13 protein-coding genes are annotated in these 17,985 nt (G+C 65.1%); 3 read left to right on the top strand and 10 right to left on the bottom strand.

Annotated features, from left to right (window positions below):
- Nucleotides 1-113 precede the first annotated feature (113 nt).
- Entirely contained in the window at nucleotides 114-692 is a 579-nt protein-coding gene (ampD, locus tag SB816_RS04640; protein ID WP_054500574.1) for a 1,6-anhydro-N-acetylmuramyl-L-alanine amidase AmpD, read from the top strand.
- Between the two features lie 18 nt (nucleotides 693-710).
- Nucleotides 711-1,331 (top strand): glutathione S-transferase family protein, encoded by a 621-nt coding sequence (locus tag SB816_RS04635; protein ID WP_269873591.1) that lies wholly within the window; start codon nucleotides 711-713, stop codon nucleotides 1,329-1,331.
- Nucleotides 1,332-1,389: 58 nt separating this feature from the next.
- Here SB816_RS04635 and SB816_RS04630 read toward each other — a convergent pair whose 3' ends face one another.
- The 5 genes from SB816_RS04630 to SB816_RS04610 form a co-directional block, all read right to left on the bottom strand.
- Nucleotides 1,390-1,941: a hypothetical protein gene (locus SB816_RS04630; RefSeq protein ID WP_144655599.1), complete on the bottom strand. Its 552-nt coding sequence runs from the start codon at nucleotides 1,939-1,941 to the stop codon at nucleotides 1,390-1,392.
- A gap of 34 nt (nucleotides 1,942-1,975) precedes the next feature.
- Nucleotides 1,976-4,078, bottom strand: a complete 2,103-nt coding sequence (locus tag SB816_RS04625) for a hypothetical protein (protein ID WP_343719364.1) — start codon at nucleotides 4,076-4,078, stop codon at nucleotides 1,976-1,978.
- Nucleotides 4,079-4,426: 348 nt separating this feature from the next.
- Entirely contained in the window at nucleotides 4,427-5,386 is a 960-nt protein-coding gene (locus tag SB816_RS04620; RefSeq protein WP_049076377.1) for a tripartite tricarboxylate transporter substrate binding protein, read from the bottom strand.
- 107 nt (nucleotides 5,387-5,493) lie between these two features.
- Nucleotides 5,494-6,525, bottom strand: coding sequence for an NAD-dependent epimerase/dehydratase family protein (locus SB816_RS04615; RefSeq protein WP_269873587.1), 1,032 nt, complete (start codon nucleotides 6,523-6,525; stop codon nucleotides 5,494-5,496).
- 5 nt (nucleotides 6,526-6,530) lie between these two features.
- Nucleotides 6,531-8,006 (bottom strand): aldehyde dehydrogenase, encoded by a 1,476-nt coding sequence (locus SB816_RS04610; RefSeq protein WP_410546559.1) that lies wholly within the window; start codon nucleotides 8,004-8,006, stop codon nucleotides 6,531-6,533.
- A gap of 97 nt (nucleotides 8,007-8,103) precedes the next feature.
- Here SB816_RS04610 and SB816_RS04605 point away from each other — a divergent pair, with 97 nt between their 5' ends.
- A complete protein-coding gene (locus tag SB816_RS04605; RefSeq protein WP_082401801.1) occupies nucleotides 8,104-9,039 on the top strand; it encodes a LysR family transcriptional regulator in 936 nt (311 codons plus the stop codon).
- A gap of 154 nt (nucleotides 9,040-9,193) precedes the next feature.
- Here the strand turns inward: SB816_RS04605 and SB816_RS04600 are convergent, their stop codons facing one another.
- The 5 genes from SB816_RS04600 to SB816_RS04580 form a co-directional block, all read right to left on the bottom strand.
- Nucleotides 9,194-10,552 (bottom strand): TolC family outer membrane protein, encoded by a 1,359-nt coding sequence (locus SB816_RS04600; RefSeq protein WP_410546558.1) that lies wholly within the window; start codon nucleotides 10,550-10,552, stop codon nucleotides 9,194-9,196.
- Complete coding sequence (locus SB816_RS04595) at nucleotides 10,549-11,901, bottom strand: HlyD family type I secretion periplasmic adaptor subunit (protein WP_410546557.1); 1,353 nt, start codon at nucleotides 11,899-11,901, stop codon at nucleotides 10,549-10,551. The genes SB816_RS04600 and SB816_RS04595 overlap by 4 nt, the downstream gene beginning before the upstream one ends.
- A complete protein-coding gene (locus SB816_RS04590; protein WP_410546556.1) occupies nucleotides 11,898-13,820 on the bottom strand; it encodes a type I secretion system permease/ATPase in 1,923 nt (640 codons plus the stop codon). Before SB816_RS04590 ends, SB816_RS04595 begins: the two co-directional genes overlap by 4 nt.
- A gap of 131 nt (nucleotides 13,821-13,951) precedes the next feature.
- Nucleotides 13,952-14,557 (bottom strand): heme acquisition protein HasA, encoded by a 606-nt coding sequence (locus SB816_RS04585; RefSeq protein ID WP_054500566.1) that lies wholly within the window; start codon nucleotides 14,555-14,557, stop codon nucleotides 13,952-13,954.
- A 140-nt stretch (nucleotides 14,558-14,697) separates the two neighbouring features.
- Nucleotides 14,698-17,796 carry a TonB-dependent hemoglobin/transferrin/lactoferrin family receptor gene (locus SB816_RS04580; RefSeq protein ID WP_410546555.1) on the bottom strand — a complete coding sequence of 1,033 codons (3,099 nt, stop codon included), beginning with the start codon at nucleotides 17,794-17,796 and terminating at the stop codon, nucleotides 14,698-14,700.
- Nucleotides 17,797-17,985: the final 189 nt, after the last annotated feature.

Genomic DNA, 17,985 nt, shown 5'->3' with positions numbered 1-17,985 from the left:
CGCCCATCACAGGACGCAACGACAGCACCGCCCCCGGGTGGGCCCGGCCCTCATTCGCCCCCTTTTCACACGCACGGCATAATGCACGTTGGATACCAACCTGCTTTCCTCCCATGCCCCTGCTTCTGGATCGACATGGCTGGCTGGCGCCGGCCCCGGGCGTTTCCCGGCTGCCCTCCCCCAACTGCGACGCGCGTCCCCAGGACGCCCAGGTGTCGCTGCTGGTGCTGCACAACATCAGCCTGCCGCCCGGCCAATTCGGCGGCCCCGAGGTGGCCGGCCTGTTCCTGAACACGCTGGACTACGGCTCGCACCCCTGGCTGGAACGCCTGCGCGGCCTGCGGGTATCGGCGCATTTCTTCATCCGCCGCGACGGCCGCATCGTGCAGTTCGTCTCCACCGATGCGCGCGCCTGGCATGCCGGCGTCTCGCGCTTCGCCGGCCGCGAGCGCTGCAACGATTTCTCCATTGGCATCGAGCTGGAAGGCACCGACACGCTGCCCTACACTGACGAACAGTACCTGGCCCTGCGCCGGCTGACGCCGGTGCTGCGCGCACGCTACCCCCTGGCGGCCGCCTGGGGCCACGAACACATCGCGCCGGGCCGCAAGACCGACCCGGGGCCCGCTTTCAACTGGACGCGCTTCGGGCGCGACAGCGGCTTTGCGCGGCGGCAGTTGCCGCCCGTCTGACCCTTACAAGGACCGGTTATGTTGAAGATCTGGGGACGGCTGACGTCCGTCAATGTGCAGAAAGTGATGCTGGCCGTGCGCGAACTGGCGCTGCCGCACACCTTCATCGAGGCCGGCGGCCCGTTCGGCGTGGTCGACACGCCCGAGTACGCCAAAATCAACCCCAACCGCACCGTGCCCGCCATCGACGACGGCGGTTTCGTGCTGTGGGAATCGAACGCCATCGTGCGCTACCTGGCCGCCCGCTACGGCGCTGGCACCCTCTGGCCCGACGACGTCTGTCTGCGCGCCGACGCCGACCGCTGGATGGACTGGCAGACCACCGAATGGCAGGGCGCCATGGGCCCGGCCTTCCTGGGCCTGATCCGTACGCCGGAAGCCAAGCGCGACCACGCCGCCATCGAGCTGTCGGTCAAGCGCAGCAATGCCCGCGCGCAGATTCTGGACCAGGCGCTGCAAGGCCGCGAGTTCATCGCCGGCCGCCACCTCACCATGGGCGACATCGCCCTGGTGTGCTCGGCGCACCGCTGGCTGGCGCTGCCGATCGAGCGGCCGGACACCCCGGCGCTGTCGGCGTGGTACCGGCGCGTGATGATGCGGCCGGCGACGCAGGGGGTGTTGACGTTGCCGTTGGAGTAAGGGGAAAGCGCCGCGACATCTCCGGACGAACAGAATCGCGACGCGGAACCGGCCTGTCTCACTTCCTCCGGTCTTTGAGCCAGGCCCTGACACGGCGCACCGACATCGTGACCTTGACGGACAACATGGCGGCGCTGAACAACCATCCCAAAACCCCGCCAGCCAATGCTGCCCACGACAATATCGGCTTGGTATCGGGATCATCCAGGCTGCTCCAACCTATCCACGCAAGCGCTGGGCAAACGAAGATCAGGCACAAGACCGGCACGAAATAGGACATGTCCACGCTTATCAAAACAAATCGCCGTCTGAACCCCGGCGTGCAGTGGAGCGTGGAGACCGGCAGGTCCTTGACGAGCTTTTTGTGTTGAACGTGAGTCACGGCGACCAGAAGGATCCCCAGCGCCAGCGACAGCCATAAGAAGCCGGCGCGAAACAGAGCCGGAATGGTCAGAATCGCCGTACCGGTCGACGCCGCAGTCAGCCTCTGGATCGCCCTCATGGTTGCTTCGTCAACGATGTAGCCGGGCTTGTTCCAACCCATCCTGCCGTAGTAGATGATGGTGCCGTCTTCCAGGGTTTCGAACAGCCCTCTCGGTGCCAATGCCATGTTCCACCTCGATAAAAAAAGTCCGAGCAGCGGGTTATTCGAAGAAGAAATTGGCGTCGTCAAGGAACGGATAGATATTTCCGACTACCTGCGCCATATGCAGTTCGTTGTAGTTGGAGGGGTTGAGGTAGTTGGTGTATTCGATGAAGAAGTCCGCTTTGCCGCTGCCAGTTCTGTCACCTTCCAGACGCACGGTGGTGCTCAAGTAGTAGACATCGTCAGGCTCCTGGATCGGAACGTTCGTTCCATGGGAATCCATCGTCACGTACCTGAGCTCGCCAGCATGCCCTGTAAATGCGAGTTCTCCGATGAACCGCATCGCCTGATGGCCATCGGTGTTGACGTCGCCATCCAGATTGGAAAAGTCCAGCACGTCGGGATCCAGGTGGAACCCAAAATAGTCGCGCAGCTCCGGATAATTGGGTAAATACCTCTGCACGTTGAAGTGATCGGCTTCCGAGCCTGTCGTCAGCCCGTGAATGAACTTGGTGGTGATTTCCCCGCTTCCTGGCGCGGCGAAATCTCCATCGTTGAACACCAGGCGATTGCCGCCGCCATGCAGCACGAAGGTATCGTTGCCCGCCCCGCCGGTTATCGTCATGCCTCCGAGCGCATCGCCGATGATGATGTCATCATGACGGCTGCCGATGATGTAATCGATGTTTCGATAACTATCTTCGGAGAACGGCGCGGAAGAATCGACATTCAACTCTTCGGATGCAAACCCTCCCCGCAGTAATTTCAGGGCGTTGTCGCGCGTAAGAAAGCGCTCTTCGAACCAGCCAGCGCTAACCCCGTGGAGTTGGGCCAGGGCCTTGATCCGATCATCCACACGATCATTGCCTTGTATGAAGATATCGACGCCTTTTTCGTTCAACGAAAAATCCAGCACGTTGTAGCCGTCCGGATTGCCAATGACCGTATTGATCCCGCCATGATCGGTCTTTGGCATGAACCAGTTGATCGCCTTGCCGCCGACCATCTTGTTTGGCGTGTCGTCGCCGATGAACAGATACGAACGGTCATCATCAACAACGCATGTCTTGAGGCCGTTATCGGGTTCAATCTCAACATAGCGAACCGTTTCCGGCGGAGCGCTCAAACTCGAATCCGCCCCCGCCGGATCGACGCCTTCCAGATCTTCGGGCGGAATGGCGTCCGCGATGCCTGAGAGGATATCGGGCAGGATGGCGGCCGCGTCCGGATACAACTCCGGATGCTCGATGATCTCGCGCATTGCCAGGTAGATCTGATAATCGGAGAACTGTGTCAAGCCATCATCGGCGGAGGGTGCGTTTGGTTGCGCAGGCGTATCCACAGAAGGCAGGGAAGACGCGCCCAGATCGCTGCCAGCTGGCGGTGCTTGATGATCGGAAGAGGCGTCATCCACGCTCGAAGGCTGCTCGATCAACATGGCATCTACGTTCAAGAGCGCGTCATTGATCAATTTGGCGGCCCAGTCCTTTAATCCAAATCGATCTGAGCCAAAGGCAACACCGATGCCTATGATGATGGATGCCGCAACGGCGGCAGGCGCTGTCGCCGTAAGTCCAACAGCGCCCGCCGCGCCAACGAGCAGCCATGAGGCTCCGAGGTTGAACACGAACAACGCAGCCTCAGAACCCATTGCAACCTTGGGCGGCGTGCCGGCGGCGATGTCCTTCTGAATGGCGTTCCAACTGAACAAACCTTGAATCAGAAAATTATTCTTGCGGGACATCCATTTCAAGGTACTGAAAGTTTTCTCATCCAGACCTCTCTCCAGCAGTTGACCAACATACTTCAGCAAATGCCCCGTTTCCGGCACGACCGCGCTGACCACCGACGCCGCCATACCGCCAGTGGATGCCGGATCGCGGTAATGCCTGGATTCATCGGCGTAGTGGGAAACGTAATAGTCCCTTATCCCAGGAAGCAGATCAGCGAGAAATCTATCTATGCCAGGAATGGGGAGCTCGGGAGGACGCTCGTAGTGGTACTCGTTGTTCTCCAGGTTCCACAGCCCGGATCCCAAAGCTGGTCCGCCCCAGTTGGACGGCACAGGCGCGGGGGCTGCAACCGGAGCAGGCGGTTCAGGTGCGGCGGCAGTCTCGGAGGAGTCAGGAGCGGCGCTGGGTGGCTCGGGGTCTTCAATCACGAACCCTTCGCCATCCCACGTCCCGTACCAATCTCCCTCACACTCCCTGTACCAATCCCAGTACCATTCCCAGCCCCACGCCCCAAAAGGTCCCAAGGTCGGCGGCATAGGGGGCCAGCTTCCAACAACGGTGATAGTGCCAAGTGTGGGTACGGCCATGATGCGGCTCCTGATCGCAGATCAATCAATAGCCACCCACCACCACGCAGGCGACCGTCCATAGACATAAACGGTTGAGCCGCGATTTACAGTAAAAAAAAGCCGCAATTCAGACCAGTCCTCAGACCCTGGCCCGCGTCCCGCGATCCGGAGCATGTCGCCGCAATCGCGGGGCCCTCATCTGACGCCCTACTCCACCCAAGGCGTATTCGCCCAGATCTGCCGCAGCCGCCCATCATCCTGCTTCAAGCGTTCCTGCCACTGCGGCCCATCCAGGTAATCCATCTCGGTGAACTGCTGCTTCATCTGCGCCTGGAATTCCGGATTGGCGGCGACCTTGCCCAAGGCCTGGCGCAGCTTCTCGGCGACATCCGCCGGCAAGCCCTTGGGCGCGACAATGCCGCGCTCGGAGGCGAACACCAGGTTCACGCCCAGCTCCTTGAAGGTCGGCACGTCCGGCCCCAGCGGCGAACGCGTCGCGCTGGCCTGCGCCAGCACGCGCATGTTCTTGCCGTGATAGGGCATGACTTCGCCAAGGTTCAGGCCGCCGATCACGGTATGCCCACCCAGCACCGAGCTGCGCAACGGCCCCGCGCCGTTGTACGGTACGTGGTTGAGCTTGGTGCCGGTCAGGTTCTGGAACAGCACCAGCGCCAGGTGATCATCGGTGCCCACGCCGGTCGAGCCATAACTGATCGAACCCGGCTTCTCGCGCGCCGCCTTGATCAAGGCATCCAGCGTCTGGTACGGACTGTCGGCGGCGACGCTGAAGGCGCTTGGGTCGCGCACCAGGTTGGCGAGATAGGTGAAGTCGGCGGTGGTGAAGCCGGCCTTGCGTTCGATCGGCAGCGACACCAGCCCGGGCATGTTGGTCATCGCCAGCGTATAGCCGTCGGGCTTGGCGCGCGCCACGTACGACAGCGCGATGGCGCTGGACGCGCCCGGCTTGTTCTGCACCACGATGGTGGTTCCCAGCTCCTTTTCCAGGAACACCGCCAGCGAACGCGCCGTCAGGTCGGTGCCGCCGCCGGGCGCGAAGCCCACCACCAGTTCGATGGGATGGTCGGGCCAGGCCCAGGCCGGCCACGCGGCGCACAGCGCGGCCACGGACAGCGCGGCGCGAGCGGCCGCCTTGCGTGTAAAGAACATGGTTGTCTCCTGTGTGGGTACTGCTGTTGTTATGCGTTGTGATGAGCCGGACAGGCCGGCCAGTCACGCGGGACGGCTGCGACGGCCGCCCCGGGTCAAACTGTTCCCTAACCGACCTTGCCCCTTTCCTGCGCCTCGCGCCACGCCAGCAGGCGCCTCACGCCTTCGGCCATGCCCACTTGCGGCTGCCAGCCGATCTGTTGTCCCGCCAGGTCGTGCGGGATATGGAAGGCGCCGCCCGAGGTCAGGCGCACGGTGCCCGGAGGGTCCGGCCGGATCTCCGGTTCCAGGTCGCTCTTGCAGTAGTCGAGCACCAGCCGCACCAGTTCACCGGTGGTGATGGGCGCCGGGCCGGACACGTTCACCGCGACATCGGTCGCGTCGCTCTGGAACGCGGCGACGTTGGCGCGCGCCACGTCCGAGACGTGCACGAAGTGCTTGGTGTCGGTGCCGTCGCCAGGCAGCAGGGGACGCTCGCCCTGGCGCACGCGGTCATAGGTCTCCATGATGTACAGCGAATTCGCGGCGCGGTAGTGCTGGCGCTCGCCATACACGGTGGAATAGCGCAACACCACATAGTCCAGCCCGCACTTCTGGAAGTACTGGCGGCAAAGCTGTTCGCCCATGATCTTGGAGGCGCCGTACAGGATCGCCGCCGGCGGCGCGCCGACGGAATGGAACGGGCCGTTCTCGACCAGCGCGCCCGCGATGCCGCTGCCGTAGCCATAGACCGCGTTGGACGAGGCGAACACGAACTTCTTCACCTTGTTGGCGCGGCACGCTTCAAGCATGTTCTGCGCCCCGCGGATGTTCACGTCCACCGCCTGCCACGGCGTCTGCGCGAAGCCCAGCGTCATGTAGGCAGCCAGGTGCAGCACGCCATCCACGCCCTCGGTCGCGGCCAGCAGGTCGGGCAGGCGCATCAGGTCGCCGCGCACCACTTTCACGCGCGGATTGTCTTGCAGGTGGGCGATGGCCTCGGGCGTGCCAAAGGCGAAGTTGTCCAGCAGGATCACCTCGCGCACGCCGGCGGCCAGCAGCGCGTCGGCGGTGTGCGAGCCCACCAGGCTGGCGGCGCCGGCGATCAGGATGCGGGCATCGGCCAGCGGCAGCGCCGCGCTTTTCTTGTCGGTCGTCATGTGATTCACAGTCCCATCGGTTGATTGTGCATGCCCCAGTACAGGCTCTTGACCTGACTGTAGAGGCGCAGGCCATGCAGGCCCTTCTCGCGGCCGATGCCGCTGTCCTTGAAGCCGCCGAACGGCGTGGCGATATGCGATTGCTTATAGGTGTTGATCCAGACCGAGCCAGCCTCGATCTCACGCGCCACGCGCCAGGCGCGGGCATAGTCGCCGGTCCACATGCCGGCGGCCAGGCCGAAGGGCGTGTCGTTGGCCTGCCGGATCACATCGTCCTCGTCGTCGAACGGCAACGCCACCAGCACCGGCCCGAAGATCTCTTCCTGGCAGACGCGCGCGCCATTGCCAAGGCCGTCGATCACCGTGGGCAGGTAGAACCAGCCGTTGGCCAGCTCGGCGCGATCCGGCGCGGCGCCGCCGACCAGCACGCGGCCGCCTTCGGCGCGGCCGATGTCGACATAGCCGGCCACCTTGTCGCGATGCGCGCGCGACACCAGCGGCCCCATCTGCGTGGCGGGATCATCAGGCAGACCCACGCGCACCTGGCGCGTGCGTTGCACCAGCGCCTCCATGAAGCGGCCATAGATGGACTTCTGCACGAACAGGCGCGAACCGGCCACGCAGCTTTGCCCGGCCGAACCGAAGATGCCCGACACCACGCCGGCCACGGCGCGGTCCAGGTCGGCGTCGTCGAACACGATGTGCGGCGACTTGCCGCCCAGCTCCAGGCCCACGGGAATCAAGCGCTGCCCGGCGATGCCGCCGATGGCGCGGCCCGTTTCGGTGCCGCCGGTGAACGACACCATCCGCACGCCGGGATGCTTGACCAACGCGGCGCCGACGTCCTCGCCGTAGCCCGGCAGCACCGTCAGCAGCCCTTCCGGCAGGCCGGCCTCGGCACAGATGCGCGCCAGTTCCAGCGCCAGTTGCGGCGTCTCCTCGGACGGCTTGAGCAGCACCGCGTTGCCGGCCGCCAGCGCTGGCGCGGCCTTCTGCGCCTCGTTCATGATGGGCGAGTTCCACGGCGTGATGGCCGCGATCACGCCGAACGGCTCGGCCAGCGCCATCGAAAAATACTCGCCGCGCGGCGAGGTCATCTCGTTCTGCCAGGTCTCGCACACCGCGGCGTAATAGCGGAAATGCCCGGCCGCGCTGTCGACCATGTTCAGGCATTCCTTCCACGGCTTGCCGCTGTCGATCATCTGCAGCCGCGCCAGCGGCTCGCGTTCGGCGGCCAGGCGCCGGCCGATCTCGTACAGCGTGGCGGCGCGCTGGTCGGGGCGCAGCTTGCGCCACGGCTGGCGCTGGAACGCGTCCCAGGCGATGGCGACGGCGGCATCCACGTCGCGCGGCAAGGCGCGCGTGACAATGCCGGCAACGCTGCCGTCGGCGGGATTGATGGAGGTGATGACGGCGTCGCCGTCCTGGCCGTGGCGCCATTCGGCGCCCAACCGGAAGGGCTTTGGGCTCGATGCTTGCATAAGGTCGGGGCAATCCAGAGGTCTCGGTAGACGCATCATCGGCCGGCCGACTATTAGGCACAATTCGATATTTTTCTTATATTCTTAGCCTATGGCTATGAATATCAAGTACCGATCGCTCAAGGCCTTCCTGCTGGCGGTCGACACCGGCTCGTTCACCCACGCCGCCAACCAACTGGGCGTGACGCAGCCCTCGTTCACCGCGCTGATCCAGGACCTGGAGGACGTGCTGGGCCTGCGCCTGTTCGAACGCACCACCCGCAGCATCAGCCTGACCTCGGCGGGGCAGGACTTCCACGCCCGCGCGCAGCGGCCCATTGCCGACCTGGAGGAAGCCTATCGCAGCCTGGCCGACCTGGCGGCGGTGCGGCGCGGCAACGTCACCCTGGGCGCCCTGCCCTCGACCGCGCTGGCGCTGCTGCCCGTGGCGGTCGGCGCGTTGCGCCAACTGCATCCGGCGCTGAAGGTGCGCGTGGTCGAGGCGCACAACGACGAACTGGTGGCCATGCTGCGCACCAACCAGATCGAGTTCGCCGTCGGCGCGCTGGCCGAGCCGGCGCCGGACCTGTCGTTCGCGCCGCTGGCCGAAGATTGCTTCTGCGCCATCTACCCGGCCGGCCATGCCCTGGAGAAAAAGCGCGGCCCGCTGCACTGGCGCGACGTGCTGCGCTATGACCTGATCCTGCTGTCGCAAGGCTCGAACGCGCGCCAGCAGTTCGACCGCGCGGTGCGCGAGGAAACCGGCGCGCCCGCCACCGCGCTGCGCTATGACGTGACCAACATGGGCACCGCCGCCGGCATGGTGCGCCAGGGCCTGGGCGTGAGCGTGCTGCCGCGCCTGGCGCTGCCGGAATTGAACCTGTCGGGACTGCGCGCGGCGGCGCTGTGCGATGCCTCGGCGCGCCGCGCCATCGGCCTGCTGCACCGGCGCGACCGCTCGCTCTCGCCGGCCGCTCAGGCGCTGGCGGCGCAGTTGGAAACGGCCATGGACCAGATCGCGAGGCGGCTGTTGCCGTTGCCGCCCTTGAAGTGAGCCGGCCGCTTGCGCCTGTCAGCCAGCGCAAGCGGCCAGGAAGGCGGGCACGGCGAATGACGAACCGCGCCACGCCAAGCCGCCGCAGCCTGCCACGCGCTCGTTGCGCGGTCGCGGGGGCCTTCTCGGCCGCGGCTTCCGTGCAAACGCGGATTTAGCCCGCCGCGAACAGCGCGCCGATGCGCGCCACGTCTTCATCGTCCAGCACCCCCGCCTGCCAGCGCAGCGTCAGCCACGCCAACAGGTTGTCGTAACGCGCGCGGTCCAGTTCGCGCAGCGCCTCGAAACGCTGGCGCTCCGCGTCCAGCACGTCCAGGTTGGTGCGCTCGCCGCCCAGCACGCTGCGCCGCGTGGCCTGCACGCGCAATGCGGCGGCCTCGGCGGCCTGCCGGTAGGCAGCGATGCGTTCCCGGCTGCTGGCAAAGGTATGGAACTGCCGCGCCAGGTCATCCAGTAACGCCCACGTGGCGGCATCGAGCTTGTGCTGCGCTTCTTCCTGCTCGGCCAGCGCCTGACCGCTGGCCGCGGACGTGCGCCCCCCGGAATACAGCGGAATGCTGACCTCGATGCCCACCGAACCGGTGTCATAGCGCTGCCCGATCTGGTTCTCGCCATTGGAATGCGTCAACTGCTTGCGAGCCACCAGCCTCGCCGTCGGCAGATGTCCCGCGCGGGCGGCCTCGTAGCGCTGGCGGCTGGCTTCCAGCAAGTGCCGCTGCGCCAGCAATTCGGGGTTGCTTGCCAGCGCCAGCTCGCGCCACGCCGGCAGGTCACGCCCTTCCACGGCCAGCCCGGCCAGCGCGGCCGCCCGCAAGGGCGCCAGCGGTTGCTCGGCCAGCGCCGGGCCGACGATCGCGCCCAGCGCATTGCGCGCATCGCGCAACTTGTCCCGCGCCTCGATCTCCTGCGCCTGCACCACGCGGGCGCGCGCCTCGATCTCCAACTGATCCGTGCGCGTGCCCTGGCCCGCCGCCACGAAGCGTTCGCTGCGGCGCGCGTCCTCCTGCAACGAACGGCCCTGGGACTGCGTCAATGCCAAGGCTTGCTGCGCGTAGAGCACGGCGGTATACGCCTGCAGCACGCGCACCGCCAGCGCCTGGCGGGCGCGCTGCAACGTCAATCCCGCCGCCTCGGCGCGCTCGCGCCCGGCCCGGTACTGCGCAAAGGCCGCCGCGTCGAACAACGGCTGGCTCAACGTGAAGCCCGAGGCGGAGCTGGCGTAGCGCGACCGTTGCTCCAGTGTGCCAAACCTCGTCTCCTGGCGCGACGACGTAACGTTGCGGGCGCCGCTGTAGTGGTAGCTCAGGTTCGGCAGCAAGCCGCCGCGCCCCAGCGCCTCTTCCTGCGCATCGGCCCGCTCGCGGGCTCGCGCGGCCTGCCAGGTGGGATCGGACGCCAGCGCCATCGTGTACGCCTGCTGAAAATCCAGCGCCTGCGCCGCCCCCATCGCGGGCAGCAACAGCGCCCCCATCAACATCCACGCCGCCGCGCGCGCGCCCCGCCAGCGATTCATGCGTCCCCCCACGCCAGCCGCGCGCGGTCGAGCAAGGGCTTGAACAGATAGTTCAGCAGCGAGCGCTCGCCCGTGCGCACGAACACCTCCACCGGCATGCCGGCGCGCAGCGGCGCATCGCCAATGCGGCGCAACTGACCCGGCGCCACATCGGCGCGCAGGCGATAGTAGGGACGACCATTGCGGTCATCATCGAACCGGTCCGCCGACACCAGCGTCACAGTGCCTTCCAGCCGTGGCGTGCGGCTGGCATCAAAGGCGGTGAACATCAGCTCGACCGGCAGGCCCCTGCGCACCTTGTCGATGGACTCCACCGGCAAGCGCCCCTCGACCACCAGCGGCACGTCCTCGGGCACGATCTCCATCAGGCGCGAACCCGGCTGCACCACGCCACCGACGGTGTGCGCGGCCAGCGCCACCACGGTGCCGCTGACCGGCGCGCGGATCTCGCTGTGCGCCAGATCGAATTCCGCCGCCGCCAGTTTCTGCGTCAACTGTTCGCGCTGCACGCGGGTCTCCGCCAGATCGGTGCGCACCTCGCGCTGGAATGCGTCGCGGCGTTGCTGCCCGCGCAGCGCCAGTTCCGCGATCTGCTGGCGGGTCTGGCCCAGCGCGCCCCGGTCCGAGGCCATGTCACCGTCCAGTTGCGCCAGGCTGCGCTCCAGGTCCAGCACGCGGTTGCGCGGCACGTAGCCTTCGCGCGCCAGACCGCGCAGGTTGCCGACCTGTTCCCGCAACAGGGTGCGTTGCGTGCGCTTGTGTGCCAGCGTGGATTCCAGGCCGGCGGCCAGGGCGCGGCTGCCGGCCAGCGTCGCGTCGATGCCAGCCAGTTCGCCCGCCAGCGCCGCCCGCCGGCTGGCAAACAGTTGGCGCTCCATCGCATAGGCGGCGGCCGCTTCGGCATTCGCTTGGGCATCGGGCGGCGCAAGATCATCGCGGCCATCGCGCTCGGCCAGCAGGCGCGCTTCGCGGGCCATGACCGCCGCCTGCTGCGCGCGCAGGCTTTGCGCCTCGCCACGCACCCGGGTGTCGTCCAGCCGCACCAGCGCCTGGCCGGCCCGGACCTGGTCGCCTTCGGCCACCAGCAACGCGCTCACCACGCCGCCCTCGATGCTGTCCACCGCCTGCCGCTCGCCGGTCACGACGACGATGCCGGGCATCGCCACGCCGTTGTCCAGCGGCGCCCATGCCGCCCACGCCAGGAAACCGCCAAAGCCCAGCGCCAGCACCCACCAGCCGAAGCGGGCCGACCAGCCGCCGTTCTCATCGCCCTCGACGGCGCCGATATCGCCCTTGTTCAGCTCGGGCCGCAACACCACCACCCGATTGCCCGCGGCGCGCCCCGTCATGCCTTGCCTCCGAGGATTCGCCCCGCAAACGCGCCACCGGCCAACGGATAGACCTGCGCCGCCGATCCGCCCGAGCGCGTCTGTGCCGGCGAGCCGGCCACGCCGGACGCCGCCGTCCCCGTCGCGCCGGCCATCGTCGCCGCACGGCCGCCCGGCCCGGCGGATGCCGTAGGCGGCGATGGCGTCGCCCCGGGCGCCCCCTCGGGCCCCGGCCGCAACACGTCGTGGGTGGCGCCGAAGCGCTGCGCGCGGCCATCGCGCAGCAACAGCAGGTGCGTCGTCGCCGCCAGCACCTTGGGCCGGTGCGTCACCAGCACCACCGTCGCGCCGATCTCGCGCAGCCGGCCCAGCGCATCGAGCAAGGCCTGCTCGCCCGCGTCATCCAGGCTGGCGTTGGGCTCATCCAGCACCACCAGGCGCGGCGTGCCGTACAGCGCCCGCGCCAGCGCGATACGCTGGCGCTGCCCGCCCGACAATCCCTGGCCTCCGGCGCCCAACGGCGTGTCATAGCCGCGCGGCAGGGCCAGGATCATGTCGTGCGCGCCGGCCAGCCGCGCCGCGTCGATCACCCGCCGGGCCAACCCCTCGCCATCGCTGTCCGGCCCAGGAAAGCGCGCGATGTTCTCGGCCACGGTCCCGGAGAACAACTCCACGTCCTGCGGCACATAGCCCAGCCACTCCCCCAGCCGCGCGCGTTCCCATTGCTTCAGGTCGGCCCCATCCAGCCGCGCCGTGCCCAGGCGGGCCGGCCACACACCCGCCACCAATCGGGCCAGAGTCGACTTGCCCGCGCCCGACGGGCCGACCACGCCCAGCACCTGCCCCGGCTCCAGCGCGAACGACACGTTCACCAGCGTCGGCTGCGCCGCGCCCGGCGGCGTCACCGTCACGCCCTCCAAGCGCAATGCGCCCTTCGGGTCTGGCAGCGTCAGGCCCGTCGACGGCTTCGGATACGTCGTCAGCAGTTCCTGCAGGCGCCGCCACGCCAGCCGCGTGCCCGCCCATTGCCGCCAGGCGCCGATCACCTGATCGATCGGGCTGAGCACGCGCCCCATCAGGATCGAGCCCGCAATCATCATGCCGGCGCTGACATGGCTTTGCAGCACCAGCCACGCTCCCAGCCCCAGCACCAGCGATTGCAGCGCCATCCGCACCGTCTTCGACAGGCTCGCGATCATCGCCGAGCGCTGGCTTGCCAAGCCCTGGCGCCGCACATAACCCACATGCAGCCGCTGCCAGCGCGCGCGCAACCGGTCCAGCATGCCCATGGCCTGAATGGCTTCGGCATTGCGCAGTTGCCCTTCGGCCTCCACCCCGGCCCGCACCGACAGCCCGCCCGCCTCGGCCAACAGCTTGCGCGACACCTGCTCGTTGAGCCACGCCAGCGCCACCAGGATGATGGTTCCCGCCAACGCCAGCGTGCCCATCCAGGGATGGAACAGGAACATCACCAGCAGAAACAGCGGAAACCACGGCGCATCGAAGAATGCGAACACCGCGCTGCCGGTCAGGAACTGGCGCACGGTGTTCAGGTCGTTGACCGCCTGCCCCGCATTGGCGGGCACACCCGCCAGGCCGCGCTGGAACGCCGCTTCGTGCACGCGCCCGGCCAGCGCCGCGTCAAAGCGCGCGCCGATCTGAACGATGACGGCGCTGCGCGCGTAATCCAGCGCGCCCATCAGCGCGAGCAAACCGACGATCATCAGGCTCAGCATCACCAGCGTGAAGACGTTGCCGGACGCCAGCACGCGGTCATAGACCTGCAGCATGTAGAGCGACGGCGCCAGCATCAGCAGGTTGGCGGCGACACTGAACGCGGCCACGCTGTACCAGCCCGTGCGAAAGCGCGACAGGAGCGCCTTGATATCCAGGACGTCCGAGCCCTGTGCCGCGCCCGCGCGCGTCTGGGTTTGCTGCATTGAATTTCCTTGCCCGGATGACTGCCGGGACACGCAGAATGAAGAAACAAAAAGACGGTCGCGACGGGGGATAGGCCCGCCGCGACCGTGACCCACGCGCCCGAGAAAGCGCGGGGAAACTCACGGGTGGGTTACGCCGCCAGGGCGAGGTCGGTCTCGGTGGCGAAGTTGTGGGCGACCAGGTCGGCGATGGAGGTGTGCATATCCATCCCGTTCTGTTCCAAGGCGTCGACCAAACCTCCGTTCGTGATGTGGCTGATCTTGTCTGGTGTGCCAACAACCGAACCGTTCATCAGGCCCCAAACGATGTCATGCACTTCGTTGCCTCGTCCATCGGCAACGTCGCCCTCGATAGGCTGATCGAAAGTAAACGTAATGAGCGGATCGACCACATGTCCGGCTCCGTCCAGGCCACCGCCCAGGGTGATGGAATCCAATGAACCCCACACTGTGTGCGCGGTCGGGCCGTCACCTGCGTGGCCGCTGTAAGGAGGGAAGAAGTAGTGCAGATCACCCGAAGCCACGAAGGCGTAGTTGGCGACCGTTTTGCTGACATAGCCATAGTCGGTGCCGTTGAAGGCGTTGCCACCGAAGAATCCGCCCTTATTGGGGACGCTGGTGTGCTCACCGGCAACCCCTCCATTCTGGAACGCGTCCAGCATGAGCTCCAACGAACTCTCCGTTGTGATACCCGTGGGAAGGTGGCTGATATCGATAAAACTTACTTGTGCAGACATTGTCATGCTCCGTTTATTACCAATTGCCGGGGTGAATCCCCGACCCAAAAAAGCGCCGCACTGTGTGTACGTCGCACATGCGAAAAATCCGCATGTCCCTTTCTCGGGAAAGGCATTCGCCCACCCGAGCGATTACTTGCCTAAAAGCGAACCTCCATGCCCAACGCAACGGAGCGCCCCGGCGCGAATGTGCGTGCCATCGCATCGGAATATCCGTCGACATACATTCGATTGGTGATGTTCTCGACTGACGCCATAAGCTTGACGTTGTCATTGGCTTGATAACTGGCATACCAGTCCCAAGTCGTGTACTTGAACCAAACCTGGGAGCCACCAGAATCGCGGTTGTACCAACCTTCACCGCTGTAGTTGAATCTCACGCCGGTATCCAGCTTGCGCTCCAGCAAGCGCACGCCGACCAGCAGCGTGCCTTTATCCACCGGCTTGGCGATCGCGCTGTTGAAGACGAAGTTGTCGCAAACGACCTGATCATCAGCCCAAGCTCGCCACGATTCATACCCGCGCGCGAGGGCTTTCTGATGCTCGACCGGATAGCTTCCATCTGCATTCGGGCGGTCGAATTTGTTTTCGCCAGCCCCCAGGAAGTAAAGGTCTTCGCAGAACTTGTTGGGGCCGCCTAGATAATGGGTATAGCTCGCCCCCCCATAGATCCAGCCAGCCTCATAACGCCCTTCAAATTCCAATCCGCGGAACTTTGTGCGGTTGCGGTTGTTGACGAAGGCCGTTGTGCCGGGCAATGGCAATCTTTCCAGGTTGGAGCCGGGCAAAATGACGTCCATGGACGAAAAAAGGTAGTTATCCGCCCTAGTGTCGAAGTAGCCCGCCTTTAGCGATAGACTGTCGCCATCCAACGCGACGTCCTGGAATATGGTGTTGGCGCCTACCTCCCAGGTCCGGGAGGTTTCCGGCTCTGCATTCGGATTGGGGTAGATGGAGGCAAATCCATCTCTAGGATGATTGCCCACCATCAGCATTTCGTTGATGGCGGGAGGCCTCCAGGACTTGCCCCAGCTACCGTACACTTCCAGCCAATTGGTTGGCCGAATCGCTCCGGACAACGCGGGCAACAGCATCCCGGCACTGCGACTCACGTCGTAGTCATACAAGGCGTTCTGGTCGTCGAGGTCTTCAGGCTGAAACTCCTTTTCGTAGTCAGAGGATCTACGCCCGCCAGGTATGTAGAAGTTCTTCGTTCTTCCACGTTGGTCGACGTACGTCGGCACATCGGCCCACCAAGCAGCGATGGCCGATTCGTCGCCAGCCAACGCCAAACGGCAGCCTGGCCCGTAAACAGATTGAACTTGGCTGCGCGGGTTTTCGTTGGGTGCCAGGCCTGGAAAGGCGCCATAAGCGCACATTTCTTTTGCAAATTTGTCGAGCCTGGAAAGGTGGACGGTCTGCTTTCCGGGAACTTGCGTCTTACCCTTGAGGCGGTAGCGCTCGTAACGAAGGCTGGCGGATATGGTGAAGAAATCGTCCTCCAGCTTCAGCTCTGTGAAGATGCTGCCCATGCTGCGACGGCCTTGGGGATTGAGGGCATCCTTGCCCGTAGTGCCAATGGGGCGCACCTCGCGACCGTCGTGATTCCAGCGCTGGTTCGAAGTTGTATGGTCAGTGAAATACTCTACGCCGTAGTTGGCACTGAGCGTTGTCGCCCCGAACACGAAACGCGATGTGTTGTCGAGCTGAAATCCTTGGGTCTTGGTAGACAGTCGATTATTTCGGCCCACACCGTACTGTCTGCAAACGTCAAGCGCGTAGGGAGTTTTATCGGGCTTCTCGCAAGCGCCGCTATCCCAATACTCATTGTCAATATTCTCTCGGATCTTTGCTGCGTCCGTGAACTCGCCATCAAACCTGGAGAAGGGATAGGTTGGCGTCGTGTAATTCTCAACATTTGTTTCGACGCCATATGCCTTCACTTTCAGATCAAGTAGAGGGTTGTCGGCCGGCTTGATTTTGTAATCGAGGGCGAAGCTGTTTGACTGGGCCTTCGAATTTCCCATCTTGCGCCAAGGAGTGCCACTCTCCTGTGCTGACGTGTCGGCATCAGTGGTGTAGGAGTATCCGACTCGCGTGCCGACGTAGCTGAACAACAGCGACTGATCATCACTCAGTTTCCAGCGTGCCTTGAACAGACCGGAGTCCTGTTCTTGAGCGGCGAACTTCACATCGTTGAATTCGATCTTTCCGCCGTTGAACCACACTGAATTCTGGCCCTCGATACCTCCGCGCGCGCCAATCCGATAATCCCCGATCGACCGCCGCGACACCGCCGCCATCACTTCCAGGTTCTCACCCGCGCGCGCCGCGCCCGCCGCGCTGCCGATGAAATTGACCCCGTTCCCCTGGTATCCCATCCCGGACGTGCCGCGCAGCTTCAGCCCGATATCCCTGCCCTCGCGCAGCACATCCCCAAAATCCAGCGTGCGGAAATCCACGCTTCCCGCCATCGCGCCGGTGCCATGCACCCCACGCACCACGCCTCGCTCTACCACGGCCTCGGACAGGAGTTCCGAATCGACATACATTTCTCCATTGCGTTGCATGTGCCCGTTCTGCACGAAATCCTGGCGCATGCCGTCGATCATCATGTTGACGCGGCCGAAGTCCTGCATGCCGCGGATGTTGATCGACAGACCGGGGTTCTGGCGATTGACGGCGCTGGCGACGCCGGGGGTGTCCTGGATGAGTTCGGCGGCGTGGCGCACCGGCACGCGGTCCATTTCTTCACGCGTGACGATGCTGACGGCGCGGGGGGCCTGATAGACGCGCTCGTTGACATCGTTGCCGCGCACCACAACGGGCGCCATCGAGTACACCCGCGCACGCGCGCCGGGACCGTTGTCGACCAGTTGCACGTTCGGTCGGACAGCGCCCGCGGTCCGGCGATAGCGGTAGCCGATAGGACTGTTTCCCAGCAACCGGGTCAGGCCGGTCTCGACGTTGAAGCTGCCTTTGAGGGGGGCACTGGTGTAGGCCGACAAATCGACGTCGTTCATGTACAGGTCAACGCCAGCCTGACGCGCGAATGCCAGCACGGCCTGCGCCATAGCTTGAGCCGGGATGTCGAAAACGAACGTCCGTTGACGTTCATCGTCCTTCCGATCGGCGGGCTCCGCCATGCCCGCGGCACGCTCCTGGGTTTGCGCCATGGACACGCACGGCAGCGCCAACGCGCCCGCGGCCAGCATCCGACTCACAATACGGAACGTCACCTGTCTTCTCTTCACTTTCGCCTCTGGTTGCCTCTGATGCAAACGCGCATCATTACCATTAACGTTTGAGAATCGAAGTTCAGTAAAAAAAGTTCGAAAAAGGCAGTTCCCAGAGGGAGAGCGGTGCGAAGGCGTCCTGACTTCGTCTTACTCAGGGCCGTGCATCCGGGCCAAGCGTATCTCGCGGCG

The sequence above is a fragment of the Achromobacter sp. SIMBA_011 genome (assembly GCF_046535435.1).
Lineage (GTDB): Bacteria > Pseudomonadota > Gammaproteobacteria > Burkholderiales > Burkholderiaceae_B > Achromobacter > Achromobacter dolens.
The sequence above is the reverse complement of the archived record's forward strand: the minus strand, read 5'-3'. Positions and strand labels throughout refer to the sequence as shown.

Excerpts from the sequence above, each read along its gene's own strand:
- ampD (WP_054500574.1), top strand. The coding sequence starts at position 114 with ATGCCCCTGCTTCTGGATCGACATGGCTGGCTGGCGCCGGCCCCGGGC.
- SB816_RS04635 (WP_269873591.1), top strand. The coding sequence starts at position 711 with ATGTTGAAGATCTGGGGACGGCTGACGTCCGTCAATGTGCAGAAAGTG.
- SB816_RS04630 (WP_144655599.1), bottom strand. The coding sequence starts at position 1,941 with ATGGCATTGGCACCGAGAGGGCTGTTCGAAACCCTGGAAGACGGCACC.
- SB816_RS04620 (WP_049076377.1), bottom strand. The coding sequence starts at position 5,386 with ATGTTCTTTACACGCAAGGCGGCCGCTCGCGCCGCGCTGTCCGTGGCC.
- SB816_RS04615 (WP_269873587.1), bottom strand. The coding sequence starts at position 6,525 with ATGACGACCGACAAGAAAAGCGCGGCGCTGCCGCTGGCCGATGCCCGC.
- SB816_RS04610 (WP_410546559.1), bottom strand. The coding sequence starts at position 8,006 with ATGCAAGCATCGAGCCCAAAGCCCTTCCGGTTGGGCGCCGAATGGCGC.
- SB816_RS04605 (WP_082401801.1), top strand. The coding sequence starts at position 8,104 with ATGAATATCAAGTACCGATCGCTCAAGGCCTTCCTGCTGGCGGTCGAC.
- SB816_RS04600 (WP_410546558.1), bottom strand. The coding sequence starts at position 10,552 with ATGAATCGCTGGCGGGGCGCGCGCGCGGCGGCGTGGATGTTGATGGGG.
- SB816_RS04595 (WP_410546557.1), bottom strand. The coding sequence starts at position 11,901 with ATGACGGGGCGCGCCGCGGGCAATCGGGTGGTGGTGTTGCGGCCCGAG.
- SB816_RS04590 (WP_410546556.1), bottom strand. The coding sequence starts at position 13,820 with ATGCAGCAAACCCAGACGCGCGCGGGCGCGGCACAGGGCTCGGACGTC.
- SB816_RS04585 (WP_054500566.1), bottom strand. The coding sequence starts at position 14,557 with ATGTCTGCACAAGTAAGTTTTATCGATATCAGCCACCTTCCCACGGGT.